Source organism: Methanococcoides seepicolus (genome assembly GCF_023684405.1).
Taxonomy (GTDB): Archaea; Halobacteriota; Methanosarcinia; order Methanosarcinales; family Methanosarcinaceae; genus Methanococcoides; species Methanococcoides seepicolus.
Genome location: NZ_JAGSOI010000017.1, coordinates 13,255 through 30,512 on the forward strand (window position 1 = coordinate 13,255; position 17,258 = coordinate 30,512).

Below are 17,258 nucleotides of genomic sequence, written 5' to 3' on the forward strand. Positions count from 1 at the left end.
TTGGATGACCTATTGGAACTCCTTCCTGGATATAATTGCGGCAAATGCGGATACCAGCAATGCAGGGACCTTGCTGAGAACATTAGAACAGCCGATGATATCGGTCGTTGCCCGTTCATGGGAAAACAGCAATTCGCAAAGAACAGGAAGAAGTTGAAAGAACTTCTGAAAACAACGGTCAAACGGCTGGACATTGTTGGCGTTATTGACGGACTCGAAGCTGATTTCACCCTTGCACCGCTTGATGGTGAGCCGACCTGCAGAGAAGACATTCATCCCATAGATGGTACCGAGTTCAAAGCAGGCGACTTTGTAAGATATAGACCCCTTGGCTGTCCAATAACACATTTCGCAAAGGTGATTGCATCAGGAAGAGGAATGACCACGATCCACATGGTGGGTCCACAACAACGTCTTGGAAATGAAGATATTGAGTTCATCGATGGTGGGATCTGCCTGATATTCGCTTTTGATGGGAAGATCGAGCAAGGACGCATCCCAAAGGTCGGTGAGACCGTGAAGTTCATCCCCACACTCTGCATGATGCAAAAGGTGCACTCCGGTATTGTTGTCGGCATAGAGGATAGGAACATAAGGATAGAAGCTATCGATCTTAAGGTGTGGTGATACAAATGGATGCCAGTGTAGCAGTGTTTGACGGTCTAAAAATGACAGGAGTAGACTTTGTGGTGAGTGTTCCTTGCATCAACCTAAAAGAAATATTCCCCATGATCGATGATGATCCTACAATGCTACATATTCCGGTCACGCGTGAAGAGGAAGGTGTGGGCATCTGTGCCGGAGCTTACATGGGAGGAAGGATCCCCGCAATGCTAATGCAAAATTCGGGACTCGGAAACTCGATCAATGCTTTGGCATCATTGAACAACCTTTTTCAGATCCCACTACTCCTTATAATGAGCCACAGGGGTTGTGAAGGTGAGACCATTTGTGCACAATACCCAATGGGACAAATGACACCTTCATTACTTGATACCCTTGACATACCATACATCGTCCCCACCATCGATACTGTGGAAGACGCAATACACTATGCGTGGAGAATAGCCATTGAAAAAAAGAGACCGGTAGCAGTTCTTCTTGAGATCGGGTTCTGGGAGGCAGAATGAGACGTTTCGATGCCATTAAAGCGATAGTCCAAAAGGTAGAAGATAAGGATTCACTCCTCATCTGCAATATTGGATACCCTTCCCGTGAACTACATGATCTGAAAGACAGGAGTGCGAATTTCTACATGCTGGGTTCAATGGGACTTTCATCATCCATCGGCCTTGGAGTTGCCCTTTCAGTTCCCAACCGACATGTCATAGCAATAGACGGGGACGGTTCGGTCCTGATGAACATGGGAAGTCTTGCCACTATTGCACACCAGCACCCTGAAAATTACCTTTTGGTGGTGATAGATAATGGAGCCTACGGTTCTACCGGAGACCAGCTCACAGCCACAGCTCTTGGTACCGATCTCGCAATCGTTGCAAAAGGAGCTGGTATCGATGAAGTTCATAATACTTTCAGCGAAGAGGAATTCAGGGAGAAACTAAAAAATGTTGACAGGGGAGTAATTGTGGTGCACGTTGATGCAGGAAATTCAAAAGTTCCTGTGATACACCTGACCCCTGAAAAGATAATCGAAAGGTTCATGTCCGAATGCGCTCGACCATCGATGTCATCCTGAAAGAACCATCAAGTATCTGTTCTTTTAGCTTTTCAGATAATTCCAGAGCCCTTTTCTTATCAGATTGACGCAGGACTATAGGAACATTTGTGGACTCCCCTCCAAGCTCAAAATTGATGGAGCCAAGATTGGCAGTGTAAACATCGGTAACACACAGAGTGGAACAAAGACCGCAATTGAAACATGTGTACCGGTCAAGTTTTACCTCACCATCCTCAAAGCTGATAGAAGCCATGGGACACATCTCCGCAGGTTCACACAAAGTACAGCCAATGCATTCATTCGGGCTGAAGTCTATCGCAAGGTCCGTGCCTTCCCATACATCACCATAGTCAGAATAACCAACACATGCTCTTTTATCAACGGCCATTACCGACATCTTAAGCTGCCTGTCACGTTCCTTTATCGATTCGAGCACTGAATCACTTGTCACAGGAACAGGCACAGACCAGGAAACAATACATTCCGGACCGGCTGAAGTGAAAAAGCCGCCCATGTATTCAGGGTTCATCCCATGCATATCCGCAAAGGCAGTAAGGTTAGGTTTTTCCGCACTGCTGCGGGTCCCGGATCCCATTATGAAACCTTCTGAACCGTTCATGAGCATACGTGTCCCAATCCCAATGGATTCCAGGAGAGGATCGTTCTTCACAGGATTTATCTGACCACAACCGGAAATAGTAGCCTCGGTAAGTTTTGGTCCAAACTCCATTGCATGGAATATGCTGGCTGCCGGCTCATCCGAAGTGTTCACAAATGCGGAATAGTTCTTGAAAGCATGCCTTGTACCGTAAAGCATGGCATACGGCATATCATCAAGTGTTACATGTGTCTTGAACGATTCACCTTTATCAGTAACTACTTTGACCTCCACAGACATTCTTTCTGCAAGGTCACGGAAAAGATGACCAGCACCATAACGGGAGTCATCTACACTGTGATCTGTGCCGAAAAGCATCAGGTCAAGGATACCCAGCCTTTCGTTGGGACAGGGACCAACGTGTGCAGGCACACCATTCATATAGACTTCTTTTGCACGTAAGAAACTGTGTGAAGACTCCACCGGAAATGACAGGATGGCGTATGTACCACTCATTATGGCACGTGTGGCTGCTGTCACGACATCCACATCTTCAGCTCTTATATCTTCCCCACTATCCACAAGATCACAGACCTGTTGAGCAGTAAGCACAACTGCATCTCCTTTTTCGATCTTGCGATTTATCTGTTCAATACTTTGTTCCATGAGATCACCTGATTATTCTGTTAAATATCCCCACCTACAAAGAGAGGTGTTACCTTTGATATCATTTCTGGTGAGCCCATGAGTACAAGCACATCCCCTGATTTCAGAACAGTATCTGCATCAGGATTCGCTATGACATCCGAACTTCTCCTTATAGCAAGCAATGTGACACTGTACTTTTTCCTGAGATCAAGCTGTAATAGGTTTTTGCCGACTGCAAAGGATGATCCCCGCACTCTCAGATTGGTAATATCCATTTCCGGCAGGTCAATTTCCATGTCATAGATGCTCATAGTACCTGACAGTGTCCTGAACATCTCATATCCATCTGAACGGATCTCCGAGATGAACTTCTCCATCTCGTCTTTGGGAACGAGGTATCGTTTCATCAAACGCACGAATATTTCTATCGATGTTTCAAATTCTTCAGGTATTACCTCGTTGGCACCCAGCTCATAAAGCGGCTTCATTTCCTGAAGATACTGGGTACGTGCGATAATATGAATATTGGGATTCATCTTACGTGCCAATGCAATGGCCCTTCTTGTACCTGCAGGATCAGAGATACAAACGACCATTACTCTCGCATCTTTGATATCCGCATGCTCCAGAACACCCTGCTGGGAAGAATCACCATAATAGATGAGCTCGCCTTTTAGCTGCTCCTTCCTGACCGTTTCAGGGTTCGTGTCAAGGATAAGATAAGGAATGCCTGCAACCGTTGCAGCTTTTGCAACTGTCCTGCCATTAAAACCAAATCCTGCAATGATAAGATGGTCTTCCAGATGGCCCTTCTTGTCAAGTACCGGCATCATTTTACGGGAGTGGAAACCACATTTCATTTTTGAAGGAATTGGAAGGTTCACAACTTTGTCTGCAACTTTCGGGGACAGGGACATCACAGATGATGTGACTGCCATAGTAAGAATAGAGACCACAAGGAAAAGCTGATAGACATCATCGGTGAGCAGCCCAAACTCCACACCGAACGTGGAGAGAACGAAGGAGAACTCACCTACTTGTGCAAGACCAAGTCCTGCCATTACAGCCGTATGCAAAGGGAAACCAAGCAAATACGAAGACATTCCTGCAATTACCGATTTGAGCATTAATACACAGACTGCGACTAGTATGAACAGAACAGGATCATTGAAGAAATAACCAAGGTCAAGCAGCATCCCTATGGATATGAAAAAGAAGCTCATGAAAATATCACGGAATGGAATGAGGTTACTCAGTGCCTGATGACTATATTCGGATTCGGAGATGATAAGCCCTGCAAGGAATGCCCCCAGAGCAAGGGACAGACCCAGACTCGATGTTAACCATGCGACAGAAAGGCAAATGACGATTATACTGAGAAAGAACAGTTCGGGATCCCTTGTCTTTGTTATCTGGAAAAGTACTTGTGGAACGATCCATTTTGCACTTGCAAAAACAAGAAGGATCAAGCCAAGCCCTTTTGCGATGATAGGAATAAAAGCAGCATCCGACATGGAGCCAGCACCTGCAAGGAATGGAGTGATAAGTATCATTGGTACGACAATGACATCCTGATACAATAGAACTGCAAGTGAAAAACGACCGTGAGGTGCCTGAAGTTCCCCACGTTTCTGCAACAGTTTGAGCACGATGGCAGTACTGCTCAGAGAGAAAAGGAAGCCAATGAAGATCGATTCGCCTATCCCGTACCCAAGGTAGTTAGCAATGAAAAAGACAGCAATAATTGTAAGAAGGACCTGAATAGAGCCTCCGAATACAACCGCTCTTTTGATCTTCCAGAGATCTTTAATGGACAACTCCACACCGATAGTGAACAAAAGAAGGACGATGCCCATCTCCGCAAGTACCTCCACCTCTTCGACGGCATCTATAAAACCATAGCCATGGGGACCTACGAGTATTCCGGTCACAAGAAAACCGACAATAATGGGAATGTGAAGGCGATGACATAAGTAAAGGATTATTATGGATAGACCGAAGATTATGGTAAGATCGTTTATTATCAAAGATATCAACCCACATTTTTCCTTTGCTTTATATTATATAAACTAATAAGAATTCTCTAGAGCAAAACCATAAAGAGAAAGCAAAGGAAAGGAAAGATCGTACCGGTACGAAAGTACCGGGAGTTCAGATCAAATGTTGTCCACGCCGAGAAGACTTGCAAGTTCCAGACCTTCACTGCCAAGCTCCGAAAGCTGGTCGAACAGATCGGTCTTGCTCACATATTTTTCAGTGCGAGTACCATCGTTCTCCTCGATCTTTATAGTGATCTCATCCTTAGCATAACCCCTTTCAAGACACTCGTCGATAAGTTCTGTAAACTGCTCGGCAATAAGTTTCAAGCAATCGAATATCTGATTGTTCATGATAGCATCATCGCCATCAAGCACTAATTTGACAAGAGTGTGTTTTTGGATGCTGGAACTAATGTGTTCTTTAAATGCATCAAGCAAAGCTATCACATGTTCCGATTTCAGAGACTGCATCAAAGCAGGGTCTGCAGTCACCTCGTTCCCATGGTAATGCAATACAAAGGAGTTGCCGTCCATTTCAACCTTGAAACGTTTGGTGGATTTCTTGTTCTCGAAACTGGCCATAAACCGAACATCATCAAACTCCAGGGACGTTAACATGAAATCGGATACTTCTTCCAATTTGACCTTTTCTTCTTTGTAAAATATGCCAGACTTTATCCATGTAGGCAGGAAAAGAGTGCCATATACACCCCTTACCGTTAGCAGGTCATCCTTGAAAGTAAGGTCAGACTCGTATTCCATTCCAGCGACTGTTGATGAAAGTTTTCCACTAAGAACACCCCTGTTCATTGCAGCGAAGAACTTGTCTGTCGTCCCATAGATGCCACCTTCAAAAAGAGAATTGAGACTCGACAATATCTGTTTGCTTGCACCCAAATTACCATCTTCGATGCTATTATTGATGCTCTCTATCTCAAATTGCATTGTCTTTGTGCTTTTATTGAAAGAAGCATCACACTGATCAAAAACAGAATTCCTGTAATCAAGGATCTCTTTCATATCAGAATCTTCCGTCAGACCGTTTATGAATTCAAGAACCTTACTGTTAATAGACTCGAGCTCATCGACCCCTTTTTCCAGAGAGATACGCCTTCTGTAGAGATCGTCGTTCTTTTCAATGGAAGCGTTCTCTATCGGAAGGACCTTTCTTGATATATCAACGAAATTCTGAACATCCTTGATAATATCTCTTTGAAGAGGGAGATCGGTAGAGTCCTGAAATGTGTATTTCATATTACTCCCCATCTTAACATATATTCATTAAATTAATTGTTAGAGTGCAAGCATTAAATAGGTTGTGTAGGCAGAAACAAATTTCTGCCAAAATATCATTATCCAAGAACTGCACGTACCGGTTCGAGTATCTCATTGAGGTATTTAGCTGCACCGTTCTTCAGGTCCATTGGATGAAGACTGCCGTCTGCAAACACTTTTTCAAGCTCAGCATAGCTCTTGCAGACAAGGTCACCACCGAACTTTTCCGGTCTTTCGAAAACCATCTCATCATAACGTGGGCTTATGTGATACTTGAACAGCTCAAGGACCGGATTGTTCTCAATATCTTCTGCCGGACAGAATGCTTTCTTGAACTTCTTTTTGAGAGCTGCTTCATCATCGTCAACAGAGATGTAGTTCTCATTTGAAGAGGACATCTTCGTACCGTCCAGTCCGAGAAGGATAGGTGTGTGGATACAAAGAGGTGCCTTAAAACCAAGCCCTGGAAGACCTTCCCTTGCAAGCATGTGTATCTTCCTCTGGTCAATACCACCAACTGCAACATCGACACCAAGAAGAGCAATATCCACTGCCTGCATGATCGGGTAGACCATCTGGGATACCTTTGGATCTTCCATCTTTCTGCCTACCTCATCCATACTTCTCTTTGCCCTGTTGAGTGAAGTGGCCTGAGTAAGTTTGAGAACATTAAGCATGTATTCAGGAGATAACTGGAAGTCAGAGCCATAAACGAAATTTGTCTTCTCCGGGTCAAGACCAAGTGCAAGGAAACATTCCTTGTTGTAATCAGCGGTCTTGCGTACTTCTTCCATTGTTCCCTTCTGATTAAGATAAGCATGAACATCCGCAAGAAGGACCGTTATCTCAAATCCGGCTTTCTGGAGGTCAAGTAATTTGTTAACAGTAAGAACGTGACCCATGTGGATCTTTCCGCTTGGTTCGTAGCCGGTATATGCTGAAGGATGTTCCTTTGTCTCCAACAATTTTGTAAGTTCCTCTTCCGTAACTATTTCCTGCACGTTCCTTTTTATAAGATCCATCTTTTCCATGAATTCACCGCTCTAAATAATCCGTTATATTAGGATTTTTATGAATAATAAAACATTAAAGTTAAGCCATCCCAATATAGGTTACGATACATCAATAACCTATAAGATGTTTTTTCAAAAGATCATTACCTTCTTCAGAAGAGAATTGTGGGACTTCCCAATCCTGAACCACTTTTTTCCTTGTACTTGATCTTATTTCCTTGCGCACAGGATCAAATCCGGCTACCTCGTAATCGTCCTTATAGACAAGAACCCCTCTGCGTTGCCACATGGGAACCTTATCGAGATTTATGCCGCGCTGGAATAGCAATTCATGTATATCCTGCGCCTTCTTACCCTTAATGGCCGATGCAGCATCCTTTTTGCTCATACCTTCCGAAAGCAATGTGTAATAGCCGTATGAACTTACACAGTTCCTCCACGCCTCACTCTGCCTCCAGATAAGATATTCAGCAACATTCTCCTTGCTTACCAGAACGATCCTCGAATCGAAGGATACAGGTTCATCAAGACCCATCCTGATGGTAAAAGCACTGCTAAGATAACTGGATATGACAGAGTCCAATTTCTCGACCCGCCCGTCAAAAGGCAGATCAAAGAAGAGGATACTTGCCTCATCAGAAAATGTGTACGCCAACGCTGCATTAATTCCACTTTTTTTGAAAAAAAGCTCAAGTGAATCTGCCATTGCAGATGCAAACTTTTCATCATACGGCTTTTCACATCCAAGCCGGGAAAGTGTATTTTTGAATGTCCTGCCATCTACACGTACGATCACAGGCGGTATGCAGCGAAGATCGGAATAGATCTCCCGTTTTTTCATAATAACATCAATCGTCTTTTGCTTCCTCTTTTGCAGGTTTCTTGAACCTGCTGACGACATCACGAATAATGACGATGTCCCCGGTTGTGACCACCCAGCGGTACGGAAGGATAACGCCTCTTGTCTGGACATCAAAAATATCACGATTGATGTCTGAAAGAGCAAGCCCCGAAACAATTCTTTCATCTACATCGAAGACGAGGTCGTTCACTTTACCCACATATGTACCCTGGTTCGTATACACATTTAATCCAAACAGTGAAGTTATATCTGCACGCATGATAGTCCCTGTTGTATTCTTAATAATAAATATAAGTTATATGTTGATTCTATATATAAAATGTGTATTCTTAATGTTAAATCCTTCTAAAGAAATGGCAACTCATCATCATTAAATAGAAGTATAGCTGAAAGTCCAGTGGAGCAAACAAAATGCTTACAAGTACTTACACACACATCCCCGGAATTGGAAAAACGATTGAAAAACGAATATGGGAGAGTGGATATTGCACATGGGACGAGTACCTTGAGCATCAGGATGAAATATCCATTCCAGCAACCCGAAAAGAAAAGATAGCAAATGGCATAGCCGAATCGAAAGAACACCTGGAACAAAAGGATTTCGAATATTTCGCCAACTGCCTCCCAAGTGCGGAACAATGGAGGGCATTTGAACACTTCTCCGATTCGGTAGCCTATGTGGATATAGAGACAACCGGACTTTCACCTTCAAGTTCCTACATCACAGTGATAGGAATATACGATGGAGAAGATGCAAAAACGTACGTCAAAGGTATAGACCTTGAAGACGTTGTAGAAGAGTTACAGAAATATGAACTGCTCGTATCGTTCAACGGTGCCCGTTTTGACCTGCCTTTTATACAAAAGGAATTCCCACAGATAGAGTTCAACCAGCTTCACATCGATCTGATGTATCCTCTAAGGCGCATCGGCCTTTCCGGCGGCCTCAAAGCAATTGAGAAGAAACTGGAGATAAACCGAACCGATGAGACCGTAGGGATCACCGGATTCGATGCTGTGAGACTCTGGCACGGATATGAACGCGGTAATGAAGGATCCCTTGAACTGTTGCTGGAATATAACAGGGAAGATATTGTCAACCTTAAAACAATAATTGAAAAAACGTATCCTCAGTTCATCGAGAGGACATTCCAGAAGACCCTCGGGAAATGACAGAAAGGGAGCAGCACTTTCTGCTGTGACCGGAGGGAACAGCGATCATGAGACCGGACATATCCAACATACCTGACCTGCCGGGCGTCTATCTTATGAAGGACGTATCCGACAACATCATCTACATAGGAAAGGCGAAGTCCCTTAAAAAAAGGGTCAGCCAGTACTTCCAATCCAGCAAGAACCATTCCTCCAAAACAAGAGCAATGGTCAGGAAGATAGCGGATGTCGACTACATTGTCACGGAATCTGAGGTCGCTGCACTGATACTCGAAGCTAATCTGGTGAAGAAGAACAGGCCGCATTACAACATCGCCCTGAAGGATGACAAGCGTTATCCTTACGTGAAGGTCACTGTCAATACAAAATTTCCCAAAATATTCATAACGCGCCGCAGGCTTATGGACGGCGCCCTCTATTTTGGCCCTTATACGAATGTGAAACCTGTCAAACAGACCCTTGAGATGATCTCACAGATATTCAGGATTAAAAGATGCAACCGTAGAATAGACGGCAAAGGAAAAAGGCCATGCCTGAACTATCATATCGATCGATGTTATGCCCCATGCAATGGCTCGATATCGCCTGAAGAATATCGCAATAATGTGATGGAAGCAGTGAAGTTCTTTAAAGGCGAGACATCCGGTATAATAAAAGAGCTTCAGGAAAAGATGAACACCCATGCTCTGGCACAGGAATATGAAAGTGCTGCTGCGATACGTGACCATATAGATGCTCTGAAAAGCCTTTCCCAGCAACAGACGGCCACTGCGGGAAATGATGACAGCGACATAATTGCAACTGCCTCTGACGATGAGACCGTTTTCGTACAGATCTTCTACATCAGGGACGGAAATATGGTAGGTAAAGCCGATCTTTCCCTTTCATGGGGAGATGTCACCGGCAATATAGCCCGTGCCACAGAGGAATTCATAAAACAATATTATCAGGATGCCCCTGTACCACCTGAAATTCTTGTACAAAACCCGATACCTGAAAAGGAACTCGTTATCAAATGGCTTTCTGAAAAAGCCGCGAGAAGTGTACAGATACAGGTACCTCAAAGAGGTAACAAGAAAAGATTAATGGAAATGGCCGAGCAAAATGCCCAAATGACCATGGAGCAGTCACACCTTAAGCAAAACGATAAGGAACAGGCACTGCAAGCACTGTTACAGCTCAGGGATGCCCTTTCATTGTCCATATTGCCTGCACACATCGAAGGTTTTGATATTTCCAACATATCGGGCACTGATGCTGTTGGTTCAATGGTGGTCTTTGAGAACGGCATACCTGCAAATAGCAAATACAGGCATTTCAACATAAAAACGGTAAAGGGAATCGACGATTTTGCCATGATGGCAGAAGTAGTAAAACGCAGGTATACGCGGCAAAAAGCCGAGAAAGACAAACTACCAGACCTCATCCTCATAGACGGAGGTCCCGGGCAGGTCAGTGCTGCCATGGGTTCTTTAAAGGAACTGCAACTCGACATCCCGCTTGTGGGACTTGCAAAACGATTCGAGCATATCATTGTTCCAAAGGATGATACCGATGAGGTAGTGATACTTCCCCACACCTCCGAAGCACTCAAAATGCTCATGCGTGTAAGGGATGAGAGCCACAGGTTCGCCGTATCATCTCACAGAAGAAGACGCACTGCACGTCTCTCCCACTCAGAGCTGGACACGATCCCGGGGATAGGAGCTTCAAGAAAAAAAGCTCTTTTGAACCATTTTAGTTCCATTGAGCAGATACGACATGCATCCGTTGAGGAGCTTACTGCAGTTGATGGCATCAGTAAAGGACTTGCTGAAAGGATCGTTGCTCATTTTAAACAAGAGCGAGTTGCAAACCAGTAAATTTGATCATTTATTGCTGCGAGATGCGACATTGTATCGTAAAAATTGCCTGCTTTTTTAGAGATATCGATGCATCAATGTACAGACATCATACATACATGCATACCATGTGATTTTTATTATTAAAATTATTGACGACTATTCAGATTCGAAAATAAGATTATTACAGAGCCAGAATTATATACATTTATCACATTAATAGCCAAAATATAACAATTATTATAGTGTCATCAGATTATTTTAGACGGAGCAATGATATGAGTACTGTTAATAAAGAGCTGGAAGTAGCAAGACACAATTTATTGGATCTCACAATGCGCAACTCATTGTTGAATTTCCATCCATCAAAAGACAGAAAAATAAGAGTGGTGGATGAAATACCAAGAGAGGTCTATGATCGATTGGTTCTTCAAGAAAAGAAAATGGAGTTCCGTCCCAAATCAAAAAATCAAGATCAGAAATATGAAACATTTGCTGATGAAAACAAGTCAGACATATCAAATGAAGATATTGACGATGACGAATCATCTTTACTTTGGAAAATGCCAGAGTCCAATGTAGAACTGGAAGGTAAACACACTGATCGTTTTCTTCAAACAACACTGAAAAGTGAATATCTTCAAAAAAGAATGTACTATATTAGTCAGCAATCCCAATCGGTACTTGAAGAGCAGGGATATACTGTCCTGTATCTGGCTCTTGGATTTCTAGAGTGGGAAGACCCTACCACCACTTCCAAAATAAGGCAAGCTCCATTAATTCTTGTTCCTGTTGAATTGGTTCGCACAGTTGCAGGTGGTCCTTTTCAATTGTCATGGACAGGGGAAGACATATTCACAAATGTTTCTCTGCAGGCAAAGCTGATTGAAGACGGCATTTCACTTCCCGAATTTGAAATGCCTGATGAGAAGGAAGGATTTGATCAATATTATCAAGATGTTGTAGAAGCTATCGCAAAAAAACCCAACTGGAAAGTTCTATCCGACATTAACTTGAGTTTCTTTAGCTTTACCAAGTTTGTTATGTATAAGGATCTTGATCAGATGGCATGGCCTGAGGATAATTCTCCAGCCAAGCATCCTTTGATAAAATGTATATTTGATCCTGATACTCAAATTTGTGAAACTGAATTTTCTGAAGATGATGTTGACAAAAAAATTAATGCTCAAAATGTATATCACGTGATGGATGCCGATCCATCTCAAATTGCTGTAATCGAGGATGTCAAATATGGCAAGAACGTGGTAGTAGAAGGGCCACCAGGGACAGGTAAATCTCAAACCATCACAAACATCATTGCCGAGCTTCTTGCAGCAGAAAAATCAGTACTTTTTGTTAGTGAAAAAATGGCAGCTCTTGAAGTGGTAAAAAGTCGTCTTGACCAGTCGGGTCTGGGTGATTTTTGTCTTGAACTGCATAGCCGAAAATCAAACAAAAAAGAAGTTCTCAAAGAACTCGAACGCACTGTCTCCCTATCGCCTCCAAAATCGGTGTCTTTAGACAGCCGCTTTGATAAATTAGAATCGCTTAAAGCAGAATTAAACGATTATGCAAGTGCATTGAGAGAACCTTTCGGGTATATCAGACAGTCCCCATTCAATTTATTTTGTATGAAAGAGGATGCATTACGCTATTTTGAAAATGTTGGACGAGAAATGCCAAATGTTAAGTTTACCAATATTGAAAAATGTAGCCAAAAGGATTGGACAGAAGCAATATCAGCCCTTTCGAATATTTCCGACATATTATCTCTTGTAAAACCAGTCAATAATCACAAATGGAAAGGCTGTAAGTCAGGAATGATGCTTCCATCTGACGAATCTGAAATTGAAAAACTAATTGACGACTGTAAAATATCATTGGATAATCTTGTCGTTTCAGTAGATGATCTTTGTCAACTTAGTTCGACAAATCTCCCCCATACTTTAAAAGAAATTCAATCATCTATTTCTGCTGCAAAAGTTGTAGCACTGTCAGGACCCATTGACAAAGAAGTTTTATTAAATCAAAATTGGGACAAAGAGCCTAGCACAACAACACCTCTAATTACAAAAATAAAGGATTTTCAGAAGCAAAGTTCAGCAATATATTCCATATTTATGGACGGTGCACTTGAAGAAGATATTGATTCTATTATCACAAAGTATAGGGTATTATCTGATAAGTATTTCATAATTCAATTTTTCGATAGCACATGTATTAAGCATCTATGGAAGGGAAGTATCCCTCATAAAATACTTCCACCTGATGAAATTGAAATTGAAATACTGATTGATAAATGTAAAATGTCTTTGAATGATTTTGAGAATACGATCAACAAGGTATGCGAGAGCGGTTCGATACATAGGCCTCTTACTTTAGAAGAGATAGAACCTTCTATTTCTGCTGCAAAAGTTGTGGCAGCCTCAAAACCTATCGATAAAGAGGTTTTATTAAATCAAGAATGGAATGAACAGAGCAATAAAGCAAAAATATTAATTAAACAGGTAGAAGATTTCCATGGACAAAGTTCTGCTTTACATTCCACATTTAGAGAGACTGCATTTGAACAGGATATTGAGTCTATTGCAAAGGAATATAAAGAACTATCTGCTAAATTCATCGTATTCCGATCATTTAATAGTAGATATCGTTATCTGAAAAATGAAATATCTTCATTTTACAAAGACATTGCTCCTAAAAAAACAGAAGCTATCATTGCGGATCTAAATGAGTTATCGGCATGCATTCAATCTCGAAAAGAAATTCGAAACTCGAACGAAAGTGGTCAGGGTCTTTTTGGTTCACACTGGAAAGATGAAGAAAGTGATCCACAAATGCTTGATTCCTTTGCAAAATGGATCGTATCATTCCGTCAGCAGTTGTTGAAAGATGCCTTCGATGATCAAGTGGTTGATAAAGTCAGTTCAGGCATTTCCAAGGAAAATGTGAATAAATCAATCGATGATCTTTCTAGAGCCACAGAGCACTTTATTGAGCAACGTAATAATTTAGCAAATCGCATAGGTGTGTCTCCAAAATCACTGTTTCCCACAAATAATGGGAATGTTTCTTTCGAAGATATTAACATCCAATTGGAACTATGGAAAAATGGTATTTTAGAACTTCAAAGATGGAAGAAGCTCACCAACGAATTCTACAGAAATACATCTCCTGAAAAGGCAGAGGCGATTATTTCGGACTTAAATGAGATTTCAGCATGCATTCAATCTCGAAACGAAATTCGAGAGTTAAATGAAACTGGACTAGCTATTTTTGGATCACATTGGAAAGATGAAGATAGTGATCCACAAAAACTTGAATCTTTTGTAGAATGGATGATCTCCTTCCGTCACTATTTATTGAACAAAGCATTTGATGAACATATATTTGACAAAATCAGTTCTGGTATTTCTAAAGAAGAACTGGAAAAAGCGATAGAAGATGTATCAAAAACCGTAGATATCTTTGCAGAACAACGCGATAAATTATTTAATCGGCTCAATTTAGATCACAAACTAGTATTTGGTACTAATATTGACATTGTATGTATTGAGGACACGGATTCTCAACTTAAGTTGTGGAAAGAAGGAATCCCCAAGCTCCAGAAATGGGGACAATTTACTGTTCGTAGAGAGCAATGTCTTGAAACGTTTGCAGCTCCAATTGTAAATCTTATTGATTCGGATCTCATGGAATCTGAGGATATAATTCCATGCTTTGAAGGTAATTTTGCAGAAGATCTTCTTCGATGCGCATTCATGGAAAGGCAAACCTTGGCAAGTTTTATGGGTGAACTTCATGAGAAAAAAATTAAAACTTTCACAGAACTCGATCGTGAACTGATTTTCGAGAACCGACAGAGACTTGCATATTTGCTTTATGAAAGACAACCACCGATTCCCAGAGGTGCATCTCCGAAATCAGAGGCTGGCATTCTATTAGGAGAATTCAACCGAAAGCGCAAGCATATGCCCATTAGAAAGCTAATGAAAAATGCCGGTGGCTTAATACAAAAGATTAAACCTTGTTTCATGATGAGTCCACTATCAATAGCGCAGTTTCTTGATCCCCTCAATATCAATTTTGATGTGGTTGTTTTTGATGAGGCTAGCCAAGTGCGACCCGAAGATGCTTTAGGAGCACTATTACGTGCAAACCAGTGTGTGATAATAGGAGATACTCGTCAACTTCCACCTACAAGTTTCTTTGACAAGATAATTGATTCAATGGATGATTCCGATGAAGAGAATACAACATTATCGGATATCGAAAGCATACTTCACTTATGCAAGCGTAGTTTCCTGACAAAGAATCTTCGTTGGCATTATCGCAGTAGGCATGAATCATTAATTGCGGTTTCTAATCAGGAATTTTATGATCAGAATCTCGTGATCTACCCCTCACCTATGGCTGATATGGAACACTTGGGACTAAAGTTTGTTCATTTACCTGATACTGTCTATGTTCGAGGGAAAAGTGGAGGGAAAAGTGAAGGGAATCGGAAAGAGGCAAAAGCTGTGGCAAAAGCTGCTCTGGAACACTTCACAAAATATCCCGATAAAAGTCTTGGAATTGGTACATTTAATATGAACCAGAAGCAAATCATACTGGAAGAAGTCGAAATGCTGCTCAAGGAACAGCCTGATATGACTGAGTTCTTCGAAAGTAAACGTCCTGATCATTTCTTTGTCAAGAATCTGGAAACAATACAGGGTGACGAGAGAGACGTTATTTTTATAAGCGTTGGTTTTGGTTTTGATAGAGACCACAATTTTAGGCTTCAGTTTGGCGCACTCAATCGGGAAGGAGGAGAAAGAAGATTAAATGTCCTGATAACTCGTGCACGTGAAAAATGTGTTGTGTTCTCCAATTTCCAGGCAAAGGATCTTGCAACTATTCAAACTTCACCATTTGGAGTGAAAGCTTTGAAAACATTTTTAGACTTTGCCGAAAACAGGAATCTCCAAACAATTGAAGCTACAGGAAAAGACAGTGATTCACCGTTTGAAGATTCAGTTTATGATTTCCTTCTAGATTGTGGATATGATGCTCAAAAACAGGTTGGTTGTGCAGGCTATAGACTGGATCTAGCAGTTGTTGATCCCAACTCCCGTGGACGATACCTTCTAGGAATTGAATGTGATGGTGCTAAATATCACTCATCTCCAGTTGCAAGAGATAGGGACAGACTACGCCAACAGGTTCTTGAAAACCTAGGCTGGACAATTTATCGTATCTGGTCTACAGACTGGTATCGAAATAAGAATGATTGCAAGATAAGGCTAAGGGATTTTATTGAGAAGACTAAGCTAAATACTCCCAAACCCACAATAAATAAGAATAAACCATTGGAAAACCCAGTAAAAATACTGGATTCAGGTGTTGAGCGGGAAGAGGTTAATGAATCTTGTATTTCGAATGAAGGAACACTTCTTGACCTTGTTCCCGAATACAGAATATGTTCTGAAATCGACATCGATACACAGACACAAATACATGAACTGTCACATTCTGAGCTTGAAATAGCTATCATCCAGATCCTAAAAATTGAATCTCCTGTTCATATAGATGAGATGATAAAACGTATTCGTGAAAACCATGGCTTAAAAAGAACCGGTCCGAAAATCAAAAATGCAATCATAGAAGCTGTGAATTATTCAGAAAGGAATGGAAAACTTGTCAAACGTGGAGATTTCCTTTGGATGGACATCAATGATGTAAAGGTTCGTCGGCGAGGCAAGGAAGTTGCTGCAAAGATAGAAATGATCTGTAATGAGGAAATAGCTGAAGCTGCAAAACTGGTTATTAAAAGTCAGCACGCTACATCCCCTGATGAACTAGTGGTTCAAACATCACGTTTGTTCGGAATTCGATCCACCAGCGGAACGATTGCGGAGAGAATAAAGGGTGTTGTTAGTAAAATGATTGATAAGAACGAATTGAGGGTTTTATCGAGTGGTATGGTAGACATTGTTGAGTCAAGATAAAAAATATCAATATTCCTACAGAACAACAATAAGAAGATACGAATAGCAGGTGCAGGACCTTCCGGCATCAACACGCCTGCTTGAAACTTTGATAAAGGAAAATACCATAATTAAGATTAAGGAACACAGCGTTCAAAGAAC

At 41.6% G+C, this 17,258-nt stretch carries 12 protein-coding genes; 6 read left to right on the plus strand and 6 right to left on the minus strand.

Features of this window, described 5'->3' with window-relative positions:
• Genes KDK67_RS05865 through comE form a run of 3 tightly spaced genes read left to right on the plus strand, consistent with a single transcriptional unit; the run spans position 1 to position 1,696 of the window.
• Positions 1 to 627 carry a (Fe-S)-binding protein gene (locus KDK67_RS05865; protein WP_250867905.1) on the plus strand — a complete coding sequence of 209 codons (627 nt, stop codon included), beginning with the start codon at positions 1 to 3 and terminating at the stop codon, positions 625 to 627.
• A gap of 5 nt (positions 628 to 632) precedes the next feature.
• The gene (gene comD / locus KDK67_RS05870) at positions 633 to 1,130 is read left to right on the plus strand and encodes a sulfopyruvate decarboxylase subunit alpha (RefSeq protein ID WP_250867906.1); all 498 of its coding nucleotides are present in this window, start codon (positions 633 to 635) and stop codon (positions 1,128 to 1,130) included.
• Positions 1,127 to 1,696, plus strand: coding sequence for a sulfopyruvate decarboxylase subunit beta (comE, locus tag KDK67_RS05875; RefSeq protein WP_250867907.1), 570 nt, complete (start codon positions 1,127 to 1,129; stop codon positions 1,694 to 1,696). The genes comD and comE overlap by 4 nt, the downstream gene beginning before the upstream one ends.
• On the opposite strand, the gene KDK67_RS05880 is transcribed toward comE, so the two are convergent.
• From KDK67_RS05880 to KDK67_RS05905, 6 genes are all read right to left on the minus strand, one after another.
• Positions 1,659 to 2,942 carry a methanogenesis marker 16 metalloprotein gene (locus KDK67_RS05880; RefSeq protein ID WP_250867908.1) on the minus strand — a complete coding sequence of 428 codons (1,284 nt, stop codon included), beginning with the start codon at positions 2,940 to 2,942 and terminating at the stop codon, positions 1,659 to 1,661. The two genes, comE and KDK67_RS05880, sit on opposite strands and share 38 nt — an antisense overlap.
• 20 nt (positions 2,943 to 2,962) lie before the next feature.
• Positions 2,963 to 4,951: a monovalent cation:proton antiporter family protein gene (locus tag KDK67_RS05885; protein WP_250867909.1), complete on the minus strand. Its 1,989-nt coding sequence runs from the start codon at positions 4,949 to 4,951 to the stop codon at positions 2,963 to 2,965.
• 129 nt (positions 4,952 to 5,080) lie between these two features.
• Positions 5,081 to 6,217, minus strand: coding sequence for a hypothetical protein (locus KDK67_RS05890; RefSeq protein WP_250867910.1), 1,137 nt, complete (start codon positions 6,215 to 6,217; stop codon positions 5,081 to 5,083).
• A 98-nt stretch (positions 6,218 to 6,315) separates the two neighbouring features.
• Positions 6,316 to 7,269 (minus strand): tyrosine--tRNA ligase, encoded by a 954-nt coding sequence (locus KDK67_RS05895; protein WP_250867911.1) that lies wholly within the window; start codon positions 7,267 to 7,269, stop codon positions 6,316 to 6,318.
• 91 nt (positions 7,270 to 7,360) lie between these two features.
• A complete protein-coding gene (locus tag KDK67_RS05900) occupies positions 7,361 to 8,092 on the minus strand; it encodes a tRNA(His) guanylyltransferase Thg1 family protein (RefSeq protein WP_250867912.1) in 732 nt (243 codons plus the stop codon).
• 7 nt (positions 8,093 to 8,099) lie between these two features.
• Positions 8,100 to 8,372: a PRC-barrel domain-containing protein gene (locus KDK67_RS05905; RefSeq protein ID WP_250867913.1), complete on the minus strand. Its 273-nt coding sequence runs from the start codon at positions 8,370 to 8,372 to the stop codon at positions 8,100 to 8,102.
• Between the two features lie 152 nt (positions 8,373 to 8,524).
• Here KDK67_RS05905 and KDK67_RS05910 point away from each other — a divergent pair, with 152 nt between their 5' ends.
• The 3 genes from KDK67_RS05910 (at position 8,525) to KDK67_RS05920 (ending at position 17,117) form a co-directional block, all read left to right on the plus strand.
• The gene (locus tag KDK67_RS05910; protein WP_250867914.1) at positions 8,525 to 9,286 is read left to right on the plus strand and encodes a ribonuclease H-like domain-containing protein; all 762 of its coding nucleotides are present in this window, start codon (positions 8,525 to 8,527) and stop codon (positions 9,284 to 9,286) included.
• Between the two features lie 47 nt (positions 9,287 to 9,333).
• Positions 9,334 to 11,148 (plus strand): excinuclease ABC subunit UvrC, encoded by a 1,815-nt coding sequence (gene uvrC, locus KDK67_RS05915; RefSeq protein ID WP_250867915.1) that lies wholly within the window; start codon positions 9,334 to 9,336, stop codon positions 11,146 to 11,148.
• 257 nt (positions 11,149 to 11,405) lie between these two features.
• Positions 11,406 to 17,117 carry a DUF3320 domain-containing protein gene (locus tag KDK67_RS05920; RefSeq protein ID WP_250867916.1) on the plus strand — a complete coding sequence of 1,904 codons (5,712 nt, stop codon included), beginning with the start codon at positions 11,406 to 11,408 and terminating at the stop codon, positions 17,115 to 17,117.
• Positions 17,118 to 17,258: the final 141 nt, after the last annotated feature.